Genomic DNA, 18,950 nt, shown 5'->3' on the forward strand with positions numbered 1-18,950 from the left:
GGGAGTTCTGTTGTGTCTGATTCTGATCGCCGAAACACGCCCGTAGCGCCTCATGCGGCAGGCCGTCGTAACCCCTGCAGCAGCGTGACCCCGGCCCTACCCACAGTCATTGCGGGCGACGCGCATTTTGTGTGTTCCTCGTCCGACCAACAAGCAGCCCTATAAGGTCGCCGATCAGTGAAGAGAGTCCCGATGAAAAACCCCTCCTCTGCGGTAGAACAGGCAAACGACCTCCTCTCCCGCATGACTCTGGTCGAGAAAGCGCAGCAGGTCTCTGCCATCATGCCGGCGGTTCTTCTCGGGCCGGACGGGCCCGCCGATGCTGTTCTCGACGACGTTCTCAAGAACGGCATCGGTCACGTGTCGAACCTGGCCATGATGGGCGCTTCCTCCCCGCAGAACCTCGCGAAAATCACCAACACGGTTCAGCGCTACCTCTGTGAGCGCACACGTCTGGGTATCCCTGCAATGTTCCATGCCGAGGCGTTGAACGGGTTCCTAGCGCCGGGATACACGTCGTTCCCGACAGCCATCGGTCTGGCAGCGACCTGGAATCCGGATGCGGTGGAGCTGATGGCTCAGACCATCAGCCGGCAGATGCGGTCCGTCGGCTCACTGCACGCACTGTCTCCGGTCCTGGACATTGCCAGGGATGCACGCTGGGGCCGCGTCCACGAGACCTACGGGGAAGACGTCTATCTGACGACCGCGATAGGCGTCGCTTTCGTCCGTGGGCTGCAGGGCAAGGACCTTCGCACCGGGGTGCTGGCCACCGCGAAACACTTCCTGGGCTACGCGATGACGGAAGCCGGCCAGAACATGGCGGCGACCCAGCTGGGCGAACGAGAACTGTACGACGTGTACGGGACCCCGTTCGAGGCCGCCATCAAGCTCGCAGGGCTTGCAAGCGTGATGAACTCCTACTCCGAGATCGACGGTGTACCGGTCGGCGCAAGCCGGACAGTGCTGATCGATCTTCTGCGCGGACGCATGGGCTTCACTGGAAGCGTCGTGTCCGACTACAGCACGGTCGATTGGCTCGCCACCCGCCAACACGTGGCGCCGACTCCTGCTGCCGCAGGGGTACTGGCACTCAAGGCCGGACTGGACGTGGAGCTTCCAAGCATCGCCGGATACGGGCATCACCTTGTCGAGGCGATCGAGTCGGGACGGCTTGAAGAGGACGTGCTCGACGAGGCTGTCCGACGGGTCCTGGCCGACAAGTTCAAAGTGGGTCTGTTCGAGAACCCCTACGTCAGTGAAGACCCGATCGAGTTGAGCGGCATAGCCGAGCAGGGGCAGGAACTTTCACGCTCCCTGGCGGAAGAGTCGATCACCCTGCTGAAGAATGACGGCGTCCTACCCCTCGCGAAGGGCACCCGGATCGCGGTGATCGGCCCCAACGCCGACTCGGCGATGGTCAACTTCGCCGCCTACACCTACCCGTCGAGCCTCGATATGACCAAGGGCATCCTGACCGGGGAATCTCGAATGGCTGGTGTCAGCACCACCTCAAGTGAAGAAAGCGGTTCCGGCGAGGCTGCACAACGAGCCCAGTACGCGCACGCAATGTCCATTGACACCGACGCCATCGTTCGTGCAAGTTACGGCGCCATGGATCTCGGGCAGGCCCTCCGCAAAGCCTCCCCCGAGAGCGACATCACGAGTACCACCGGGGTTAATATCCACCCCGATGATCCGCAGGATGTGCAGAAAGCGGTCGAGGCGGCCGCCTCAGCCGACGTCGTCGTCCTCGCTTTGGGAGGACGGGGAGGCTGGTTCGGCACACGGATCACCGAAGGTGAAGGCACCGACGCGGCGAGGGTCGAGCTGCCGCAACACCAGATCGACCTCGTCCGCGCCGTGGCCACGACCGGCACCCCGCTCGTGGGCGTGTTTTACCAGGGCCGCGCCTACGCGATCGGAGAGGTTGATGAGCTCCTTGCCGCATCTGTCGTCGCCTACTATCCCGGCCCGCAGGGCTCCCAAGCCATCGCATCAGTGCTCTTCGGGGACGTAAATCCCAGCGGCAAGCTGCCCTACACGATCCCACGCGCCACCGGCCAGGTCCCGCTGTACTACAGCCAGAAGCACGGCAGCGGCTACCGCCGCAGCGAGGCAGACATGTTCCGCAGCTACATCGACCTGGAAAACAGCCCGTTGTACCCGTTCGGACACGGTTTGAGCTATACGGCCTTCGAGTACTCCGACGCCATTCTCGACGCAGAAGCTGTCCCTGGCGACGGGGGCGCCATCACCATCACCGTGACTGTTCGCAATTCCGGAGATCACGACGGCTCGGATGTCGCCCAGTTCTACGTCTCGCAAAAGGCCGAAGGTATAACCCGACCTGCGCTTCAGCTCGCCGGATTCTCACGCATCCACCTCGAAGCAGGCGAGACAGCAACCCTGACGTGCACCGTGGACACAGCGCAGTTGGGGTTCACCGGAATGGACGGACGCTTCATCGTCGAACCGGGAACGGTTGATATCAGCGTCGGTTCAAGCTCATCACAGCTTCCGTGTCGCTCCAGCTTCATGATCACCGGCGACACCGTGAACCTCGAAAACCGACGCTCGTACCTGAGTCGCGTTTCGGTGTCCCGGTCTGCCCTGATTCCCAGCTGAACTTAGCCAGCATCCACAGCTCGACTGCACCGCCTTGGAAGGAAAATATGTCCTACACACACCCCGGCTCCCTCACCGGAAAAGTCATCATCGTCACCGGAAGTGGCCGCGGAGTCGGACGCGGAATTGCCCGCACCCTCGCACGCGACGGTGCCCGCCTCCTCCTCACTGACATCCTCCCCGATGCGGTTACCGATGCCCGCGAGGAACTGACAGCGCAGGGCGCCGAAGTATACAGCGTCGCTGCCGATTTGCGGGATCCCGATGCAGCGACCGAGATCGTCAGCGCAGCCGTGGAGCACTTCGGCGCCCTCACCGGGCTGGTCAACAACGCCATGGCCATCAAGCCACCATCACCCATGACCTCCCAGAGCACCGAGGACTTCGACCTCGCCTACAGCACAGGTCCTCGTGCGACGTTCCAGCTCATGCAAGCCGCACACCCGCACCTCGCCGTAGCTGGTGGCGGGTCGATCGTGAACTTCGGCTCGGGCGCCGGCGCTGCTGGAGAACCGGGCTTCGCCGCTTACGGCACGGCTAAGGAAGCCATCCGCGGGCTCTCGCGCGTAGCAGCGCTTGAGTGGGGCGCCGATAACATTCGGGTCAACGTCATCCTGCCCTTCGCCGAGACAGAAGGTACGATTCATTGGAAGGCCAGTGATCCGGCAGCGTTCCAAGCCGCCATGGATACCGTGCCGCTGAAGCGAATCGGTGACGCCGAGAAAGACGTCGGAGCTCTCGTCTCTTTCCTGCTTAGCGATGACGCCACCTACCTCACCGCCCAATCCATCTTCGTCGCGGGCGGCTCGGGGGTTTCCCGATGAATCATCAGAGCTTCCTGTCGCCGGTCGAACGCGCCAATGAGCTGCTTGCAAGGATGACGCTCGCCGAGAAGGCGCGGCAAGTCGGGTCGGTCATGGGTTTCTCCCTCGTTGGAGCGGACGGGGTGGATCCGGCTGCTCTCGACCGATACCTGTCTGATGGGATCGGACATATTGCCGGCGCCGCCACTGGGGCTGATCCTCAGCAGACTGCGGGTGCCGTCAATGAGATGCAGAACTACCTCGTCGAACGAACCAGGCTTGGCATTCCGGCCATCATGCACGCCGAAGCCCTCAACGGGTTTGTGGCAGCCGGTTACACCTCGTTCCCGACCGCGATCGGCCTGGCCGCATCATGGGATCCGGAACGGGTCAAAACGATGGCCGAAGTGATCCGGCGACAGATGCGATCCGTCGGGGTACTGCAGGCACTGTCACCCGTTCTCGACGTGGCCCGCGACGCCCGTTGGGGACGAGTGCACGAAACCTACGGTGAAGACGTGTACCTGGTCAGCGCTATGAGCGTGGCATTCGTGCAAGGTCTTCAAGGAGAGGACCTCACAACCGGTGTCCTCGCCACAGCGAAGCACTTCCTCGGGTATGCATTGACGGAGGCGGGGCAGAACATGGCTGCGACGCACTTCGGCCCCCGCGAGCTGTACGACGTGTACGCGACGCCGTTCGAAGCGGCCATCAAGCTCGCAGGTCTCGGAAGCGTGATGAACTCCTACTCCGAGATCGACGGTGTCCCGGTAGGGGCGAGCCATGCGGTGCTCACGGACCTTCTTCGTGGCCGCATGGGCTTCACCGGCAGCGTGATCTCCGACTACAGCACCGTCGAGATGTTGCACACCCGCCAGGGCGTCGCGTCCTCTCTGGCCGAGGCTGGGGAATTCGCTCTCGCCGCCGGCCTCGACGTCGAGCTGCCCATCACCAACGGTTACAAAACTCTTGAAGAATCGATCCGCGAAGGGCGCCTCGAGGAGTCCATCCTCGACGATGCGGTGCGCCGGGTCCTTGTCGACAAGTTCAAGCTGGGCCTGTTCGAAAACCCATACGCAAGCACCGACAGTATTGAGTTGAGCTCGCTTCAGACAGAAGGCATTGCCCTGTCGCGGGAGCTGGCCGAGGAATCCGTGACGCTCTTGAAGAACGATGGGCGGCTGCCTCTGGCAAAGTCCGGTCGTATCGCGGTGATCGGACCGCACGCCAACTCGGTCATGGTCAACTTCGCGGCGTACACCTACCCGGCTACCATCGACATGCTCAAGGGCCTCGCGACAGGGGAATCGCGCATGGCCGGTCTTGACAGCATGTTGGAACCCTCATCACCAGAAGCCGCTGAGACGGGCCCTTCTCCACTAGCAGAGCTGATGAAGGTCGACAGCGAAGACGTCGCCCGACACGTGTACGGCGCCCAGACGCTCACGGAAGCCATCCGAGCCACAGCGCCGGGCGCTACCGTCGAGTCAGTCGAGGGCGTCGGTATCCATCCCGACGACCCGCAGGATCTCGCGGCAGCAGTCGCTCTCGCGCAGGAAGCAGACGTCGTCGTCCTCGCCATCGGTGGTAAGGCCGGTTGGTTCGGGACCCGCATCACCGAGGGCGAGGGAACGGACGTGGCACGGGTTGAATTACCGGATCACCAGGTCGCCCTCGTCGAGGCTCTACATGCCACCGGAACACCTCTCGTAGCAGTCCTCTACCAAGGACGACCGCTTGCCATCTCCGCGATAGAGCCAAAACTCGATGCCATCCTGACCAACTACTACGCCGGCCCCCACGGCAGCGCGGCCCTGGCTTCGACGCTCCTCGGCGACACGAACCCTTCCGGTAAGTTGCCCTACAGCATGCCGAGGGCCACCGGGCAGTTGCCGCTGTACGTCTCGCAGAAACGAGGCAGCGGATATCGTCGCAGCCCAGGTGACAGCTTCAAATACATGGACCTGGAGATCACGCCGCTTTTCCCGTTCGGTCACGGGTTGTCCTACACCACGTTTGAGTACGGAGAGCTGCAGCTTGCGGCTGATGCTGTGCCCGCGGACGGGGGTTCGATTGTGGCGTCCGTTGAGCTCCGCAACAGCGGAGACCGAGACGGAGTGGAAGTCGTGCAGCTCTACGCCTCACAGAACGCCGCGCGAGTCACGCGACCTGCCCAGCAACTCATCGGATTCACACGGGTCGCCCTAGCCGCGGGCCAAAGCGCGACCGTGCAGTTCACGGTGCCGACGAGCCAACTCGGGTACAGCGGTGTCGACGGTCGCTTCATCCTTGAACCGGGCTCTATGGCACTCGCGGCCGGGGGCAGTTCAGATGAGACTCCAGCACAGGGCTCCGTACTGCTCACCGGAGACGCGGTCGATCTTGAAGGACGCCGCGCCTACCTCAGCACGTCGGCAGTGCTCCCGGCGCCGACACAGGTCAATGCTCACCGCTGACCCAGCGGGTGAAGGTGGCCGTTGGCGTCCGACGCCCGATGGGCTTTGCCATCGTCCAACAAGCACAGCAGCTCAATTGCAGTCGGAGGACCCTCATGACCATTGATCGGCAAGCCGTCGTCGCGCGTCACGATGTGCACGTGACAACGCCAGATCCTCAGCACGTGCTGTCGGTCGGCAACGGGGACTTCGCGTTCACCGCCGATATCACTGGGATGCAGACGTTCCAGCGCTTCCACGATCCGCTGGCGGCCATGATGAAGGGCGAGGTGGCAGTCAACACGGCCACCATGTCCACCTGGGCATGGCATAACATGCCCAATCCTGAGGGGTTCACCCTTCAGGACGCGATGACCACGTATGACACTCCCCGCGGCTCGGTCCCCTACCCCGGTAAGTACGACATGGAAGCTGCTATGGCCGGTCACCTCACGGAGGAGCACCGGGCAGGGGCATGGTTACACACCAACCCGCAGCGCGTCGATCTGGGTCGTGTCGGACTGCTCCTACGTCCCAACCAGGACGGAGCGGCGATCACCGACCCCAGTGAGCTCGCTGGTACGCGGCAGAGCCTGGATCTATGGACCGGGACGCTACGCAGTGAATTCGCCTACCAAGGGGAGCGCGTGGAGGTTGTCACCGTAGCCTCACCCGACGACGCGACCGTAGCCTTCCGCATCACCAGCGCACTACTGGCCGACCAGCGGGCCGCTGTGCAGATCGCCTTCCCCTACCCCCACGACGGGTTCTTCCAGACGGATGACTGGAGCGTCCCCGACCAGCACCAGTCATCGCTCACCGAAAGTCGATTCGGATACGCCCAGATCGAGCGCACTGCCGACGACACCCGGTACTCGGTCACGGTTATGTCCTCACACGGGACGGTCGCGTCGAGCCCAGACCCGCACGCGTTCGCCCTGACGACCGGCTCCACCAGCATCGACGTGGTGGTCACATTTCAGCCTGAGGGTGTCCCGACATCTGGGTCGGATTTCGCCGGCATCGCTGCGAGGTCCACCGTATCGTGGGAGTCGTTCTGGAGGTCCGGGGCAGCAGTTGACCTGAGCAGCAGCACCGATCCGCGCGCCGCTGAGCTCGAACGCCGCGTCGTGCTCTCGCAGTACCTCACTCGAGTCCATTCAGCCGGCGTCATGCCGCCGCAGGAGACCGGGCTTGTGACGAACTCGTGGCAGGGCAAAAGCCATTTGGAGATGCATTTCTGGCATGCCGCGCATTTCGCTGCGTGGGGACGACCGGAGCTGCTGGAGCGCAGCCTTGGTTGGTACCGCCAGATCATGCCCGCAGCTCGCGCCACCGCAGAATCGCAAGGGTATGACGGCGTCAGATGGCCCAAGCAGGTCGGTCCCGACGGCCGGGAGAGCCCCAGCCCGATCGGTTCCCTGCTGATCTGGCAGCAACCCCATGTACTGCACCTGCTCGAGCTCCTCTGGCACGCGTCCAGCGAGGATCGGCGTGCAGCACTGCTTGAGGGGTACGCCGAGCTCGTCGAGGCGACCGCGGACTTCATGGCGTCGTTCGCCGAGCTTCGGGACGGCCGCTTCCACCTGGGTCCGCCGGTCATGCCTGCCCAGGAGTTCTACGATGCCGCCTCGACGATCGATCCGACGTTCGAGCTCAGTTACTGGTGGTGGGGCCTGGACATCGCGTCCAAGTGGCAAGCCCGCAGCGGCAGGCCCGCGCGCGCCGACTGGCTTCGGGTTCAGGAGCAGTTGGCTGCCCCACGCGTCGTCGATGGTCGCTACGCGGCCGTCGCGAACGACGTCGAGGCTCGCCGTGATGACCACCCGTCACTGCTGGCGGCGCTCGGAGTCGTCCCACCGAACCCGTTGATCGAGCCCGACATCATGTCTGCCACCCTGGACGACGTCCTGGCCACCTGGGACTGGCACTCCGCCTGGGGGTGGGACTTCCCGATGATCGCGCTCACCGCCAGTCGCCTCGGACGAACGGACACAGCCTTCGACGCCCTCGTGCGCGACGAGACGAAGAACCATTACACGCTGGTGGGCCACAACCCCCATATGGGCGGGGTTCTTCCTCTCTACCTGCCCGGTAATGGAAGTGTTTTGCTCGCCGTCGCCCGCCTCGCTTCCGACCCATCCCTCCCATCAGCCAACGGCTGGACGGTGCAAGCTGAAGGTTTCCCGGAACTGCCGTGAATGCCCTGCTGCCACCCAGCATCGACCGAGAACGGAAAGAAGATTCTGCATGTCACTGATTGGGAAGTTCATCGACCGGAAATTCCTCGAACCCGCCCACCGGATGAAGGCATCCCAATTCGAGGAACTGTCCCCTTCAACCGGAGCCCTCGTATTCATCGGCGACAGCATCACCGAAGGCGGGCTGTGGCACGAGTGGTTCCCAGAACACCTTGTCGTCAACCGAGGCATAGATGCCGATACGTCGGCCGGAGTGCTGAAACGCATCGACGTCGCGATCCGTAACTCCCCCACCACAGTCTTCATACTGATCGGGACGAACGACATTCGCGGCGGGCGCACAACGGACGAGATCGTCACCAACGTCAAAGCGATCATCGAAGCCATCCAAGCGCATGCACCGGGGGCGCACATCATGCTGCAAAGCGTCATGCCCCGCCAAGCCAAGTACAGCGGCCGCATCAAGACACTGAACGCCCAGTACCAGCAGATCGCAGAGGCTACCCCCAACGCCGAGTACGTAGACCTTTGTCCAGCTTTCGCCGACGGGGACTCACTACGAAGCGATCTGACCGAGGACGGGCTCCACCTTAACGGGACGGGCTACCGGGTTTGGACCGATCTGCTCCGACCACTTCTTCCGCCAACAAAGCACTGATAAGACCCCCCATTCAGCACCGCCCACATACTGATAGGAATGTGATGACCAACCCCATCAACTACCCGTACCAGGACTCCAGCTTGGCGATCGACCAGCGGGTGGAAGACCTGCTGTCACGTATGGCGGTCGAGGACAAGGTCGGGTTGATGTTCCAACCCATCGCCGTCGTCGGAGACCTGGACGCCTCCGACCATTTCGCCCCCCACACTAATCGGGAACTCATCGCACGCGGCATCAGCCATGCGAATATCCTGTGGGCGAGCTCGGCTCGCGAGCTCGCCCAGTGGAACAATGCCCTGCAGCGCGCCTACCGTGAGCAGCCCCTGCAGATTCCTGCGACCATCTCGACCGACCCGCGACACTCCTTCAGCAATAATCCGGCTGCGACGCTCATTGCCGGGCCGTTCTCGCAGTGGCCCGAGCCTATGGGCTTCGCCTCCATCGGGGAAGAGGACATTGTTCGCCGCTGGGCCGAGGTCGTACGCACCGAGTACCTCGCGGTCGGTCTACGCACCGCGCTGCACCCCCAGATCGATCTGGCGACCGACTCGCGCTGGGCGCGCGCGTCATCGACCTTCGGGGAAAGCTCCGAGCTCACGTCCCGCCTGGCCGTCGTCTACATCCAAGGCCTCCAAGGCGGCGACAGCGTCGGCCACCAGTCTGTCTCAGTCATGGCCAAGCACTTCCCCGGCGGCGGTCCGCAGAAGGACGGGGAAGACCCTCACTTCCCGTACGGTCGCGAGCAGGTATATCCCGGTGGAAAGTTCGACCTGCACCTGGAACCGTTCCGGGCAGCCATTAAGGCCGGTGTCTCTCAGCTCATGCCGTACTACGGCATGCCGGTCGGCACCGACTACGAGGAAGTGGCCTTCAGCTACAACCGGCAGATCCTCACAGATCTGCTGCGCAATGAACTGGGCTTCGACGGGATCATCTGCACCGATTGGGCCATCCTGTCCGACCGGCCCTGGGGAGTGGAGCACCTGACATTCGAGCAGCGCATGATCAAAGCAATCGACGCTGGAGTCGACCAGTTCGGCGGCGAGACCGCCACCGACGTGCTGACCAGCCTGGTGCGGACCGGGCAGATTCCCGAAACGCGTATCGACGCCTCTTGCCGCCGGCTGTTGCGAGAGAAGTTCCGGCTCGGACTCTTCGACAACCCGTTCGTCGACGCGGACGCTGCCGACATGATTGTCGGCGCCCCCGAAGTACGCGAGGAGGGCGAACGCGCCCAAGCTGCCGCCCAGGTTCTGCTCAAAAACGACCAGGGTGCCACACACCTGCCATTGGGCCCCGGACTGAAGGTGTACGCCGAGGGAATGGATACCGAGGCGCTGACGCGCTGGGCCACCCCCGTTGCAACACCGGAGGAAGCAGACGTAGCAATCGTACGCACTTCAGCCCCTTGGGAGCAGCGCGGTGAGGAAATGAGCCTGGAGTCCTTCTTCCACGCCGGTTCACTCGATTTCCCAGACGACGAGCTCGAGCACCTGGCAACCATCGCCAACGCGGCGCCGCTCATCGTCGACGTGTACCTGGACCGCCCCGCGATCCTCGCTCCCGTGACGGATCTTGCCTCGGGCCTCATTGCCAACTTCGGCTCGTCCGACACTGTGCTGCTGCAGACCCTGTTCGGCGAACTTGAGCCGCAGGGCAACCTTCCCTTCGACGTCCCCTCCTCCATGCAGGCAGTCAAAGACTCCCGTCCGGACACTCCGTTCGACACCGCAAGCCCCACGTTCCGGTTCGGCTTCGGGTTGCGCTTTGGAGGCTAACCCAGCGGTGCTGTTTTTCCCCTGAGCAGGGCCGATTGGCTCGCGTCTGTATGTATCAAGGCGGTACGTCTCGAGTCGTTCGCCGCGATCGCGAGACGACCGCCAAGCCAACAATGTCCTTGCCCTGCAGCAACCGGCCACCCAATGCAGGCGACCGTCGTTTAACGTCGCACAATCTAGGAGCACATGATGAGTACATCTTCATTCAACGACAACTGGCAGGTAAGCCTCAAGACCAGTCCGTTCGAAGCTATCGGGAGTGTTGGGAATGACGGTATCACCGTCACGCTGCCCCATGATGCGCTCATTGACGTCACACGTCATACCGATGCGGCAGGTTCCCGGCACACGGGGTATTTCCCCGACGGAGCCTTTCAGTACACCAAATCGTTCAACGCGCCTGAGGAATGGAAATCCAAACGCGTCTCGCTGGAGTTCCAGGGCGTCTACAGGGACGCGATGGTCTACATCAATGGCGATTACGCAGGCCAGCGGCCCAACGGGTACACTCCCTTCCGGGTCGCCCTTGACCCGTTCTTGCGGTACGGGGAGACCAACACTGTCCGAGTCGACGTTCGCACCCACGAGGACTCGCGCTGGTACACGGGCGCCGGGATTTACAGGGATGTGGTGTTGGAGGTTGTCGACCTCGTGCACGTTGATCAGTCCGGAGTGCGCATCACGACACCTGACATCGACCACGAGCGAGCAGGGGTGTCCGTAGTGACTCCTGTCTCGAATGAGGGCACGACCACGACCACGGTCCGCGTACGCACGGAACTGCACGGACCCGATGACAGCTTGGTCGCCCGGGACTCGGCCCCCATCACCCTGCGGGCCGGCGCCTCCGGTGTGGTGAGGCAGCGGCTCTTTGTCCCACAGCCCGCGCTCTGGAACATTGACACACCCCACCTGTACACCGCCCGAACCATCCTGGAAACGGCCGACCGCACTCTCGACACCATATCGACCAACTTCGGCATCCGATCCATCAGACTCGATCCGATCCACGGTCTACGGATCAACGGGGACACCGTCAAACTCCGGGGAGCCTGCGTTCATCACGACAACGGGCCGCTTGGCGCAGCCACGATCAGGCGCGCCGAGGAACGGCGAGTCGAGCTGCTGAAGGAAGCAGGATTCAACGCCCTGCGCAGTGCACACAATCCCCTCAGCCCCGCGATGCTAGACGCCTGCGACCGGCTCGGAATGATCGTCATGGACGAAACCACAGACGTCTGGACGGAAGGGAAGACCACCTTCGACTACGCTCTTTCCTTCCCCGAGTGGTGGGAGCGCGACATCGAAGCGCTGGTCGAAAAGGACTTCAACCACCCGAGCGTCATCTTCTACTCGATTGGCAATGAGATCTTCGAGACAGGCAGCTCTCTCGGGGCTGAATGGGGTAGGACGCTCGCTGAGAAGGTGCGATCCCTCGACGACACCCGGCTCGTGACGAACGGAATCAACCCCTTCGTCGCCCTTCTCAATGAGGTTGTCGCTCAACTGCATTCAACCGCAACCGGTACCGACACAGGTAGTGGTAGTGGCACCGACGCCGGGGCCGACGGCGGCGTGAACGCGCTAATGAACCTCGCTGGCTTCATCGACCAGCTGAACGTCACCCCGATGGTGTCCGAGCGCACCGAAGCGTCCTTCTCGGTGCTCGATGTCGCCGGCCTCAATTATGGGGACGCGCGATACGAACTCGACCGCACTCTGTTCCCGAATCGAACGATCGTGGGCACCGAAACGTACCCGCCGCGCATCGCGAACAACTGGCAGCTCGTCCTAAACAACTCCCACGTGCTCGGGGACTTCACCTGGACCGGATGGGACTACCTGGGTGAGGTAGGACTTGGCCGAACCCAATACGCCGACGCCCCCGAGTTCGTAGCACCGTACCCATGGATCGCAGCCCATGTCGGCGATCTTGATATCACTGGCCACCGGCGACCCATGTCCTACTACCGCGAGATCGTGTTCGGCTTGCGAACCGACCCATACATCGCTGTTCTGCGCCCAGAGAACCATGGCAGATCCGTTCTGCCCAGCATGTGGGCATGGAGTGACTCCATCGCGAGTTGGAGTTGGGACATCGAAGCGGGCTCCCCCATCAACGTCGAGGTCTACGGCGATGGCGACGAAATTGAGCTGCTGCTCAACGGGCAAAGTGTCGGTCGGGCAAAGCCAGGCAGCTCCAGACCGTTTTTGACCGAGTTCGACCTCGCGTACGAGCCCGGGACGCTCGAGGCCATCACCTACCGTGACGGCACGCCGATCGCCCGCACATCACTTCACTCAGCTGACGGGCCAATCCAGCTCGTCGTCACACCCGACCGCACCGAACTCCAGGCCGACGACCGCGACCTCAGCTTCATCACCATCGAGCTGCGCGATGGCAACGGCAACCTGGCAAGTGCGCTCGACACGCCCGTCCGCGTCTTTGTGGATGGCCCCGCTGTGCTGCAGGCGCTGGGAAGTGGACGTCCCGACACGGAGGAGCGCTTCAACACGCCAGAACACACAACCTTTGACGGACGAGCCCTTGCCATCATCCGGCCCACCGGTCCGGGAGACGTCACCGTCACGGTTTCCGCAGACGGGTACCCTCAAGCGACCTCGTTGCTGCAGGCAGTCGCACCCGGCAACGACTCGGACGGTGGCAGCATCTGATTCCCGATCCCGGGGAAAAGAGGGGACATCGGCAATCCTGCACAGCACGGGACTTTCCCTGACCCATTCCCTGGCCCACGTGGTGATGCAATCCTTGGCACAACTGAACAACTGACGCAAATGGCTGCGGCAGCGCCTCGAATCGAGAACAAAGTTGGAGACGGACCAGTCATGACAACGCCGCTAATCATCCATGGTTTCTTCCCCCCCCCGTTGATCTGCCGGGTGGGAGGCGAGTACTTCATCGCGAACTCCAGCTTCGAGTACCCGCCAGGGATTCCTATCTCCCGCAGCACCGACCTGGTCACATGGGAGCAGATCGGTGCTGCCCTCACCCGGCCCACGCAGCTGCCTCCGAACGCCGGCAGACCCAACAGCGGCGTGTACGCGCACCGCCTGGCATCACGGCGGGAATCGACCCTGATCTGTGCTGGGATGAGGAAGGCACCTGCCCTCACGTGGTCGAACTTCCAACCGGAATTGCACGGTATCGCGTCAGTACCGATCGATCTCACCCCGGGTGACCTTCTCGATGAACCATTGACGGCTGGTGGTATCTGCTCCTGGCTGAAGGGGGAACCGAACGAGGTCACGCCGTCATCCTCGCGCGGGCACGGACGTTGGACGGTGATTGGGAACCAGCTCCCCACAACCCAATATTGACTCACCGCAGTCAGCCCCATCCAGGGCAAAATACCGGGCACGCTGATCTGTTCCAACTGACCGAGGGTACCTGGGGGTGGTGTACCTGGGCGTCCGCCCTCGAGGTCAGACGCCGGGCTTTCACACGAACGGCCGAGAGACATTCCTGGCCGGGATCGACTGGGTGGACGGCTGGCCCGTTGTCCACGAGGCACTCTTCGAAGTGCCCTCGCGAGACAACTCGTTCACTGAGACCTTCGACGCGGCTGAGCTGGATCCACGGTGAGTTTCCGTTGGCGCTGGCCGGAACGGTTTGAGCGCGACGAGAGCATGGGCGTTGTGCTGGAACCGCATGTTGATGAGGTTCCAGCGGTGCTTGCCACGCGCATTCGGGATCTCGAGTGGAGCGCTGAGGTGACCCTCGAGATTACTTCTGCGCGGGTGCGGTTCGCGGTAAGAATCGACGACGAGCACTGGTACGGCCTCACAGTCGACACTGCTGAGGTAGAAGTAGCCCTGCGGATTGGACCGGCAACCGGGCACCAGTCCCCTGCACCAGCATGAATATCGCATTTACCTGATCAACTGCAGCGAAAGAGAATGTTTGCAATACTGCAATACAAGGCTTCTCTTTTCTCTCAGTCGTGATCACTACACGCCGCTCTGCAGAGCAGGAGGTGCGGGGCTCTCACCACCCCAACAGGTGGTTGCTCTGTTGCCAGGACACGACGAGCTGTCATTCCCACATGCGTCGTCCCGCATTCGTCGAACGGACCCCGTTTGGCGAACAGGACGGTGGCGTGGCGGTCGTAGTGGTCGATCCACCATGACGACATCCGACCGCTGGCTTGTGCTTCGAGCCATTGCTCATACAGGCCCCGGAGCCCCTGTCGACGGCTTCGGGGTGGTTCCACCACTGGGAGCACCTGTACTGATTCTGGGACCGGTCGACCGATTCGAGCATCGCAGCCAGGCCCTCCACCCAGTCCGCCAACTCCTCGGGTGTGAAAGTGGGAAGTCCTCTGCCTCGCCGCCGTAACCGTTAGGTTCAGGGGCCGATGTGGTGTCGTCTTTGGGCTCGGTCATGCGTGTTGCCCGGCCTGTGTCGCCTTGATACGTTCGACGGTGTTTCCGATGCGGGCGGTGATGGCCTTGTCACGGGACCAGGGCACGGTGCGGACGATGGTTCCGCCTCCGTTGGAGGTCTGAGCCCACGCCCTGTCGGTGGGCAGTTCGGCGAGCTGAGCAACGGACATGATGTCCCGGCGCTGGGTCTGCAGGGTGTCCCATCCCGTTCGCTTGAGCATGGCTATCCCCTGCCCACGGGTCTGGAAGTAGGCGCTGACGACGATGCCCATGGACCCGAAGAACGGATACCACTTGGGCAGTTGCTTAAGTTTGACGACGTTTCCGACCTCGTCCAGGTCAGCGACCAGCGGTACCTGCAACCGTCCGCCGGCTCGCCGGGGTGCAAGGAAAACGCGTGAGGCACCGCGGCGTGCAACAAGCACGGGCATGTCCGCGAGCAACTTTGTCGCTAAAGCGATACGGAAGTGTGCCGCGATCCCAGACTAGGATCAATACAGCGAGAGCAACGACGCGCTCCCACAAGCCCACAATGCGGGACAGGAGGGTCCGAACATCGACGTCGCGTCACTTAGCTCCTGAAAACCACGGAATCACGTGCATCTCAGTCTCGCTGGCGTTGGCCCTCAAAGACACAAGCGCCGTGCAGTAGGACACGGACGCCACCCTCCTCGGCCGGGTTGGTAAGGGCCTGAGGATTCAGCCTGCCTCACCGTGCAACCATCATTCTATGAGGCGTAATCTATCAAGGGGCAGACGCTCGGCCTCAGCGGCTGAAGCCTCATAATCTGAGTCTCGTACGAATCCGCGCCCGCTCCCATACTTCACAGTGTTGGCGTCGTCCCGCAGGTTGACCAACATAGGTGATGAAACGAGAGGTAGGATTTCGCCATGCCCGCTGGGAAAGTGAAAGAACAACGGAAAATTGGAACGAGACGGATCGAAATTCAGGACGCTGCCGTCACTCTTTTCGCTCGCCAAGGTTATAGCGGCACTGGTATGGAAGATATTGCCGCTGCCGTCGGACTTGTTCCTGCAAGCCTTTATAACCACTGGCCTTCGAAGCAAAAGATTCTTTCTGCCATCATCATCACCTACGAGATTGAAATGCTCGAAACCTTCGACGAGGCGGTCAAGGGCCGACGATCCGCGAGTGATGCGCTTTACGCGGCATCAACCGCACGGCTGGAATACCTGCTCCGACATGGTCGTCAGGCCGCCATCACAGACCGTGAAAAACTATCGCTTGATCCGGATAGCCTCGCCCGAGTAGAAGTGCTTCAGAATACTCACTTCACTCAGTTGCGGTCGCTCATCGTCGACGGCCAAAGGAGCGGGGAGTTCGACAGACGTACAGATGCCCTCATTGCGACAGTCGCCTTATTGGAGATGGGGACCCGGTTGGCAACGTCGTTTCTTCATCAGACCGAGTATCCGTCCTGGGCCGACCTTCCCGAGTTGGGAATGGTTCTTCAGATGGCTGATGGACGGGTGATTGTGAGTCTTGATGATGCCTCCGCCCAGTACGGTGACATGGCGCTCCGGATGCTCTCCTAATGCGCCACATCCATCCTCCGCCATATGGGGCCGGAGGGCCTGACTTACAGGCCATCCTACGCTGGTCCTGACAACGGTTTCGCGACGTCGCTCAGTCACCGCGCCGGCTCACAGTGTTCGTGTGTCGGCAGTGATCACGTGTCGGCGTGCACCAGACATCCCTTCCGACTCATCCAACCGGGCACTTGATGGGAGGTGGACATTGGCGCTTAGAATAGGCACCTGAGGTTATGCACACTCGCCTTCGCCGTCGGCAGATTAGGTGTCCGCTCACCCTCGAAGTAGGGGACGAGGACGACGCCACCCGATCCCGGGTCGGCCGCTCGGGCCAGCTCAGCGCCCCCCGTTACCTTTTTCGTAGCCCGTTCCTGATGCAGGATATGGGTGTGTTGGCCGGTCGGTTCCGGCATGGTTTTTGCCCCCAGTCGCCCATGATCCGGGGGGGTGTTGCCACCGGAACCGGCTTGGCGGCCGGGGAATCGCTAATAGAGGCACGACCAACGAAGCCATTCGTAACGTGGATGCGACTTCCTGCCGCCCTGACCAGCCAACGCGTCAGTCTCAGCACGAGAGCTACCGTAATCATGATCTTGGAGCAAGAGAGCATCGACGTTTTCCTTGGCCTGGACGTCGGCAAGACCGGCCACCACGCCGTGGCCCTGAACCGGGCCGGGAAGAAGCTCTACGACAAAGCCCTGCCGCAGGACGAAACCAAAATCCGGGACGTCCTCACCAAACTCGCCGGCCACGGCTAAGTCCTGGTCGTCGTGGATCAACCCGCGATCATCGGTGCACTGCCCGTCGCGGTCGCCCAGGCCGCCGGAGCAGCCGTGGGCTACCTGCCGGGCCTGGCGATGCGCCGAATCGCTGACCTTCACCCGGGCCAAGCAAAAACCGATGCCCGGGACGCAGCGATCATCGCCGAAGCCGCCCGGTCCATGCCCCATACTCTGCGGTCGGTGGAACTGGACGATGAAACCCTGGCCGAACTCGGAGTGCTCTGCGGCTTCGATGACGACCTCGCCGGACAAATCACCGCCACCTCCAACCGGATCCGCGGACTCCTGACCCAGATCCATCCCGCACTGGAACGGGCATTGGGCCCGCACCTGGACCACCCGGCGGTGGCGGACCTGCTCACCCTGTACCCAACTCCCGCGGCATTGAAGACCGCCGGCCGCGGACACGTCAAAGCACGGTTGAAGAAGCACGCGCCACGAGCTGCTGATCGTCTCACGGAGGCGGTGTTCGCGGCCCTGGACCAGCAGAGCGTCGTGGTCGTGGGCACCGGTGCGGCCGGGATCGTGCTCCCCAAACTCGCTGAGCAGCTCCTGGCGCTGCGCCGGCAACGCGACGAGATCGCGGACCAGGTCGAAGCCCTGGTGGAGGCCCACCCTCTTTACGAGGTCCTGACCTCGATGCCCGGCATCGGCGTCAGGACCTGCGCCCGGATCCTCACCGAAGTCACCGGCAAACACTTTGCCTCCGCTGCCCATCTGGCTTCCTACGCCGGAATCGCCCCGGTCACCCGCCGCTCGGGAACCTCCATCCGGGGTGAACATCCGAGCCGGAGAGGCAACAAGAAACTCAAACGAGCGCTGTTCCTCTCGGCCTTCGCCGCACGGCATCATCCGCCCTCAAGGGCGTATTACGACCGCAAACGTACCGAGGGTAAACGCCATACCCCCCCAAAAAAAACTAATATGTTTATGGCGACAACATAATTATTACACCCCTTGGAACACTCTCGGTACACCCCGTCAGGGTTCGGGATAAAGGAACTCCTCGTTAGCGGTTTCCCGGCCGCATAGGTCGGTGGCTGCAGCCAGGCAGGGCGATCATCTCTGTACGGGCGGCCTCGACCGTTCCCACAGCCTCGTATCCGAGCGATTGCGGGCAGACCGGGTCAACAACGGGTAGTTGCCGGTCCGGAACATTACCCTGGCCCGGTTCGGGCCACGTTTCCGACCTGGCCGTCGGCGATGCCTTGACGTCATCCCCCTTCGCCATGACCGACTATGCCCTTCAGGCGAACTGATGCTCGCCCCTGCCCCTGCAGCGGTCAGCATCCTGAACAGCTGACATGGGAGGACGCTGCGGCGGACTGGATGCCGTTCATCACCGCCTCGGCGGCCATATCGATTTGGCACGACTGAGTGCCGGCGACACCAGTGTATTCCCGGCCGCCCTCCAGCAGTGTGAAACTGTCTGTCATCCAGATCGCCAACATGATCAGCACCAAACCGGTCCGCGCTGTCACGGACCAATTCCAAGCGAGAGCAGCTCATCGACGCAAAAGCGGCGACCGTAATCGCCACCGAGGAAGAACACGTTGATGAACCTGCACCAATTCACCGGCAAGGCGGGCATGCAGGTGATATTCGACCCAGCCCCCAGGCCCTGCTGCCTCAGCTCATAGACGCCGCCGCGACGGGCCGACTCCACGGTTAATGATCGACACGTTGGGTGTGGCGCGGCCGGAC

Annotated in this window: 14 protein-coding genes and 1 pseudogene; 12 read left to right on the forward strand and 3 right to left on the reverse strand. The window is 62.5% G+C overall.

Annotation, left to right across the window (positions count from 1 at the left end):
- Positions 1-192: 192 nt before the first annotated feature.
- The 10 genes from M1D40_RS18690 to M1D40_RS18735 all read left to right on the forward strand — a co-directional run bounded on the left by M1D40_RS18690 (position 193) and on the right by M1D40_RS18735 (position 14,388).
- Positions 193-2,628 carry a glycoside hydrolase family 3 N-terminal domain-containing protein gene (locus M1D40_RS18690; protein WP_461171108.1) on the forward strand — a complete coding sequence of 812 codons (2,436 nt, stop codon included), beginning with the start codon at positions 193-195 and terminating at the stop codon, positions 2,626-2,628.
- 47 nt (positions 2,629-2,675) lie between these two features.
- Positions 2,676-3,452, forward strand: coding sequence for an SDR family NAD(P)-dependent oxidoreductase (locus tag M1D40_RS18695; protein ID WP_461171109.1), 777 nt, complete (start codon positions 2,676-2,678; stop codon positions 3,450-3,452).
- Complete coding sequence (locus tag M1D40_RS18700) at positions 3,449-5,887, forward strand: glycoside hydrolase family 3 N-terminal domain-containing protein (RefSeq protein WP_461171110.1); 2,439 nt, start codon at positions 3,449-3,451, stop codon at positions 5,885-5,887. Before M1D40_RS18695 ends, M1D40_RS18700 begins: the two co-directional genes overlap by 4 nt.
- Positions 5,888-5,982: 95 nt before the next feature.
- Positions 5,983-8,067 carry a hypothetical protein gene (locus M1D40_RS18705; protein WP_461171111.1) on the forward strand — a complete coding sequence of 695 codons (2,085 nt, stop codon included), beginning with the start codon at positions 5,983-5,985 and terminating at the stop codon, positions 8,065-8,067.
- Between the two features lie 49 nt (positions 8,068-8,116).
- Positions 8,117-8,725, forward strand: coding sequence for a GDSL-type esterase/lipase family protein (locus tag M1D40_RS18710; RefSeq protein WP_461171112.1), 609 nt, complete (start codon positions 8,117-8,119; stop codon positions 8,723-8,725).
- 44 nt (positions 8,726-8,769) lie between these two features.
- Positions 8,770-10,506, forward strand: a complete 1,737-nt coding sequence (locus tag M1D40_RS18715; RefSeq protein WP_461171113.1) for a glycoside hydrolase family 3 protein — start codon at positions 8,770-8,772, stop codon at positions 10,504-10,506.
- Positions 10,507-10,695: 189 nt separating this feature from the next.
- Positions 10,696-13,182: a glycoside hydrolase family 2 TIM barrel-domain containing protein gene (locus M1D40_RS18720; RefSeq protein WP_461171114.1), complete on the forward strand. Its 2,487-nt coding sequence runs from the start codon at positions 10,696-10,698 to the stop codon at positions 13,180-13,182.
- Positions 13,183-13,353: 171 nt separating this feature from the next.
- A complete protein-coding gene (locus M1D40_RS18725) occupies positions 13,354-13,845 on the forward strand; it encodes a family 43 glycosylhydrolase (RefSeq protein WP_461171115.1) in 492 nt (163 codons plus the stop codon).
- The gene (locus M1D40_RS18730; RefSeq protein WP_461171230.1) at positions 13,782-14,141 is read left to right on the forward strand and encodes a hypothetical protein; all 360 of its coding nucleotides are present in this window, start codon (positions 13,782-13,784) and stop codon (positions 14,139-14,141) included. The genes M1D40_RS18725 and M1D40_RS18730 overlap by 64 nt, the downstream gene beginning before the upstream one ends.
- Entirely contained in the window at positions 14,107-14,388 is a 282-nt protein-coding gene (locus M1D40_RS18735) for a hypothetical protein (RefSeq protein ID WP_461171116.1), read from the forward strand. Before M1D40_RS18730 ends, M1D40_RS18735 begins: the two co-directional genes overlap by 35 nt.
- Before the next feature lie 74 nt (positions 14,389-14,462).
- Here the strand turns inward: M1D40_RS18735 and M1D40_RS18740 are convergent, their stop codons facing one another.
- Together M1D40_RS18740 and M1D40_RS18745 are read right to left on the reverse strand one after the other, a co-directional pair.
- A complete protein-coding gene (locus M1D40_RS18740; protein ID WP_461171117.1) occupies positions 14,463-14,750 on the reverse strand; it encodes a DUF4913 domain-containing protein in 288 nt (95 codons plus the stop codon).
- A gap of 156 nt (positions 14,751-14,906) precedes the next feature.
- Positions 14,907-15,341 carry a TraM recognition domain-containing protein gene (locus M1D40_RS18745; protein WP_461171118.1) on the reverse strand — a complete coding sequence of 145 codons (435 nt, stop codon included), beginning with the start codon at positions 15,339-15,341 and terminating at the stop codon, positions 14,907-14,909.
- Between the two features lie 460 nt (positions 15,342-15,801).
- Here M1D40_RS18745 and M1D40_RS18750 point away from each other — a divergent pair, with 460 nt between their 5' ends.
- Positions 15,802-16,467, forward strand: a complete 666-nt coding sequence (locus M1D40_RS18750; protein WP_461171119.1) for a TetR/AcrR family transcriptional regulator — start codon at positions 15,802-15,804, stop codon at positions 16,465-16,467.
- A 584-nt stretch (positions 16,468-17,051) separates the two neighbouring features.
- Positions 17,052-18,149: pseudogene (locus M1D40_RS18755) on the forward strand (IS110 family RNA-guided transposase); the annotation flags it as partial.
- A gap of 380 nt (positions 18,150-18,529) precedes the next feature.
- On the opposite strand, the gene M1D40_RS18760 reads toward M1D40_RS18755, so the two are convergent.
- A complete protein-coding gene (locus M1D40_RS18760; RefSeq protein WP_461171120.1) occupies positions 18,530-18,727 on the reverse strand; it encodes a hypothetical protein in 198 nt (65 codons plus the stop codon).
- Positions 18,728-18,950 lie beyond the last annotated feature (223 nt).

It is taken from the genome of Arthrobacter sp. Z1-15 (assembly GCF_054792395.1).

Coding starts and splice junctions, on each gene's coding strand:
- M1D40_RS18715 (WP_461171113.1), top strand. CDS start 8,770: ATGACCAACCCCATCAACTACCCGTACCAGGACTCCAGCTTGGCGATC.
- M1D40_RS18705 (WP_461171111.1), top strand. CDS start 5,983: ATGACCATTGATCGGCAAGCCGTCGTCGCGCGTCACGATGTGCACGTG.
- M1D40_RS18745 (WP_461171118.1), bottom strand. CDS start 15,341: ATGCCCGTGCTTGTTGCACGCCGCGGTGCCTCACGCGTTTTCCTTGCA.
- M1D40_RS18750 (WP_461171119.1), top strand. CDS start 15,802: ATGCCCGCTGGGAAAGTGAAAGAACAACGGAAAATTGGAACGAGACGG.
- M1D40_RS18695 (WP_461171109.1), top strand. CDS start 2,676: ATGTCCTACACACACCCCGGCTCCCTCACCGGAAAAGTCATCATCGTC.
- M1D40_RS18710 (WP_461171112.1), top strand. CDS start 8,117: ATGTCACTGATTGGGAAGTTCATCGACCGGAAATTCCTCGAACCCGCC.
- M1D40_RS18720 (WP_461171114.1), top strand. CDS start 10,696: ATGAGTACATCTTCATTCAACGACAACTGGCAGGTAAGCCTCAAGACC.
- M1D40_RS18700 (WP_461171110.1), top strand. CDS start 3,449: ATGAATCATCAGAGCTTCCTGTCGCCGGTCGAACGCGCCAATGAGCTG.
- M1D40_RS18725 (WP_461171115.1), top strand. CDS start 13,354: ATGACAACGCCGCTAATCATCCATGGTTTCTTCCCCCCCCCGTTGATC.
- M1D40_RS18690 (WP_461171108.1), top strand. CDS start 193: ATGAAAAACCCCTCCTCTGCGGTAGAACAGGCAAACGACCTCCTCTCC.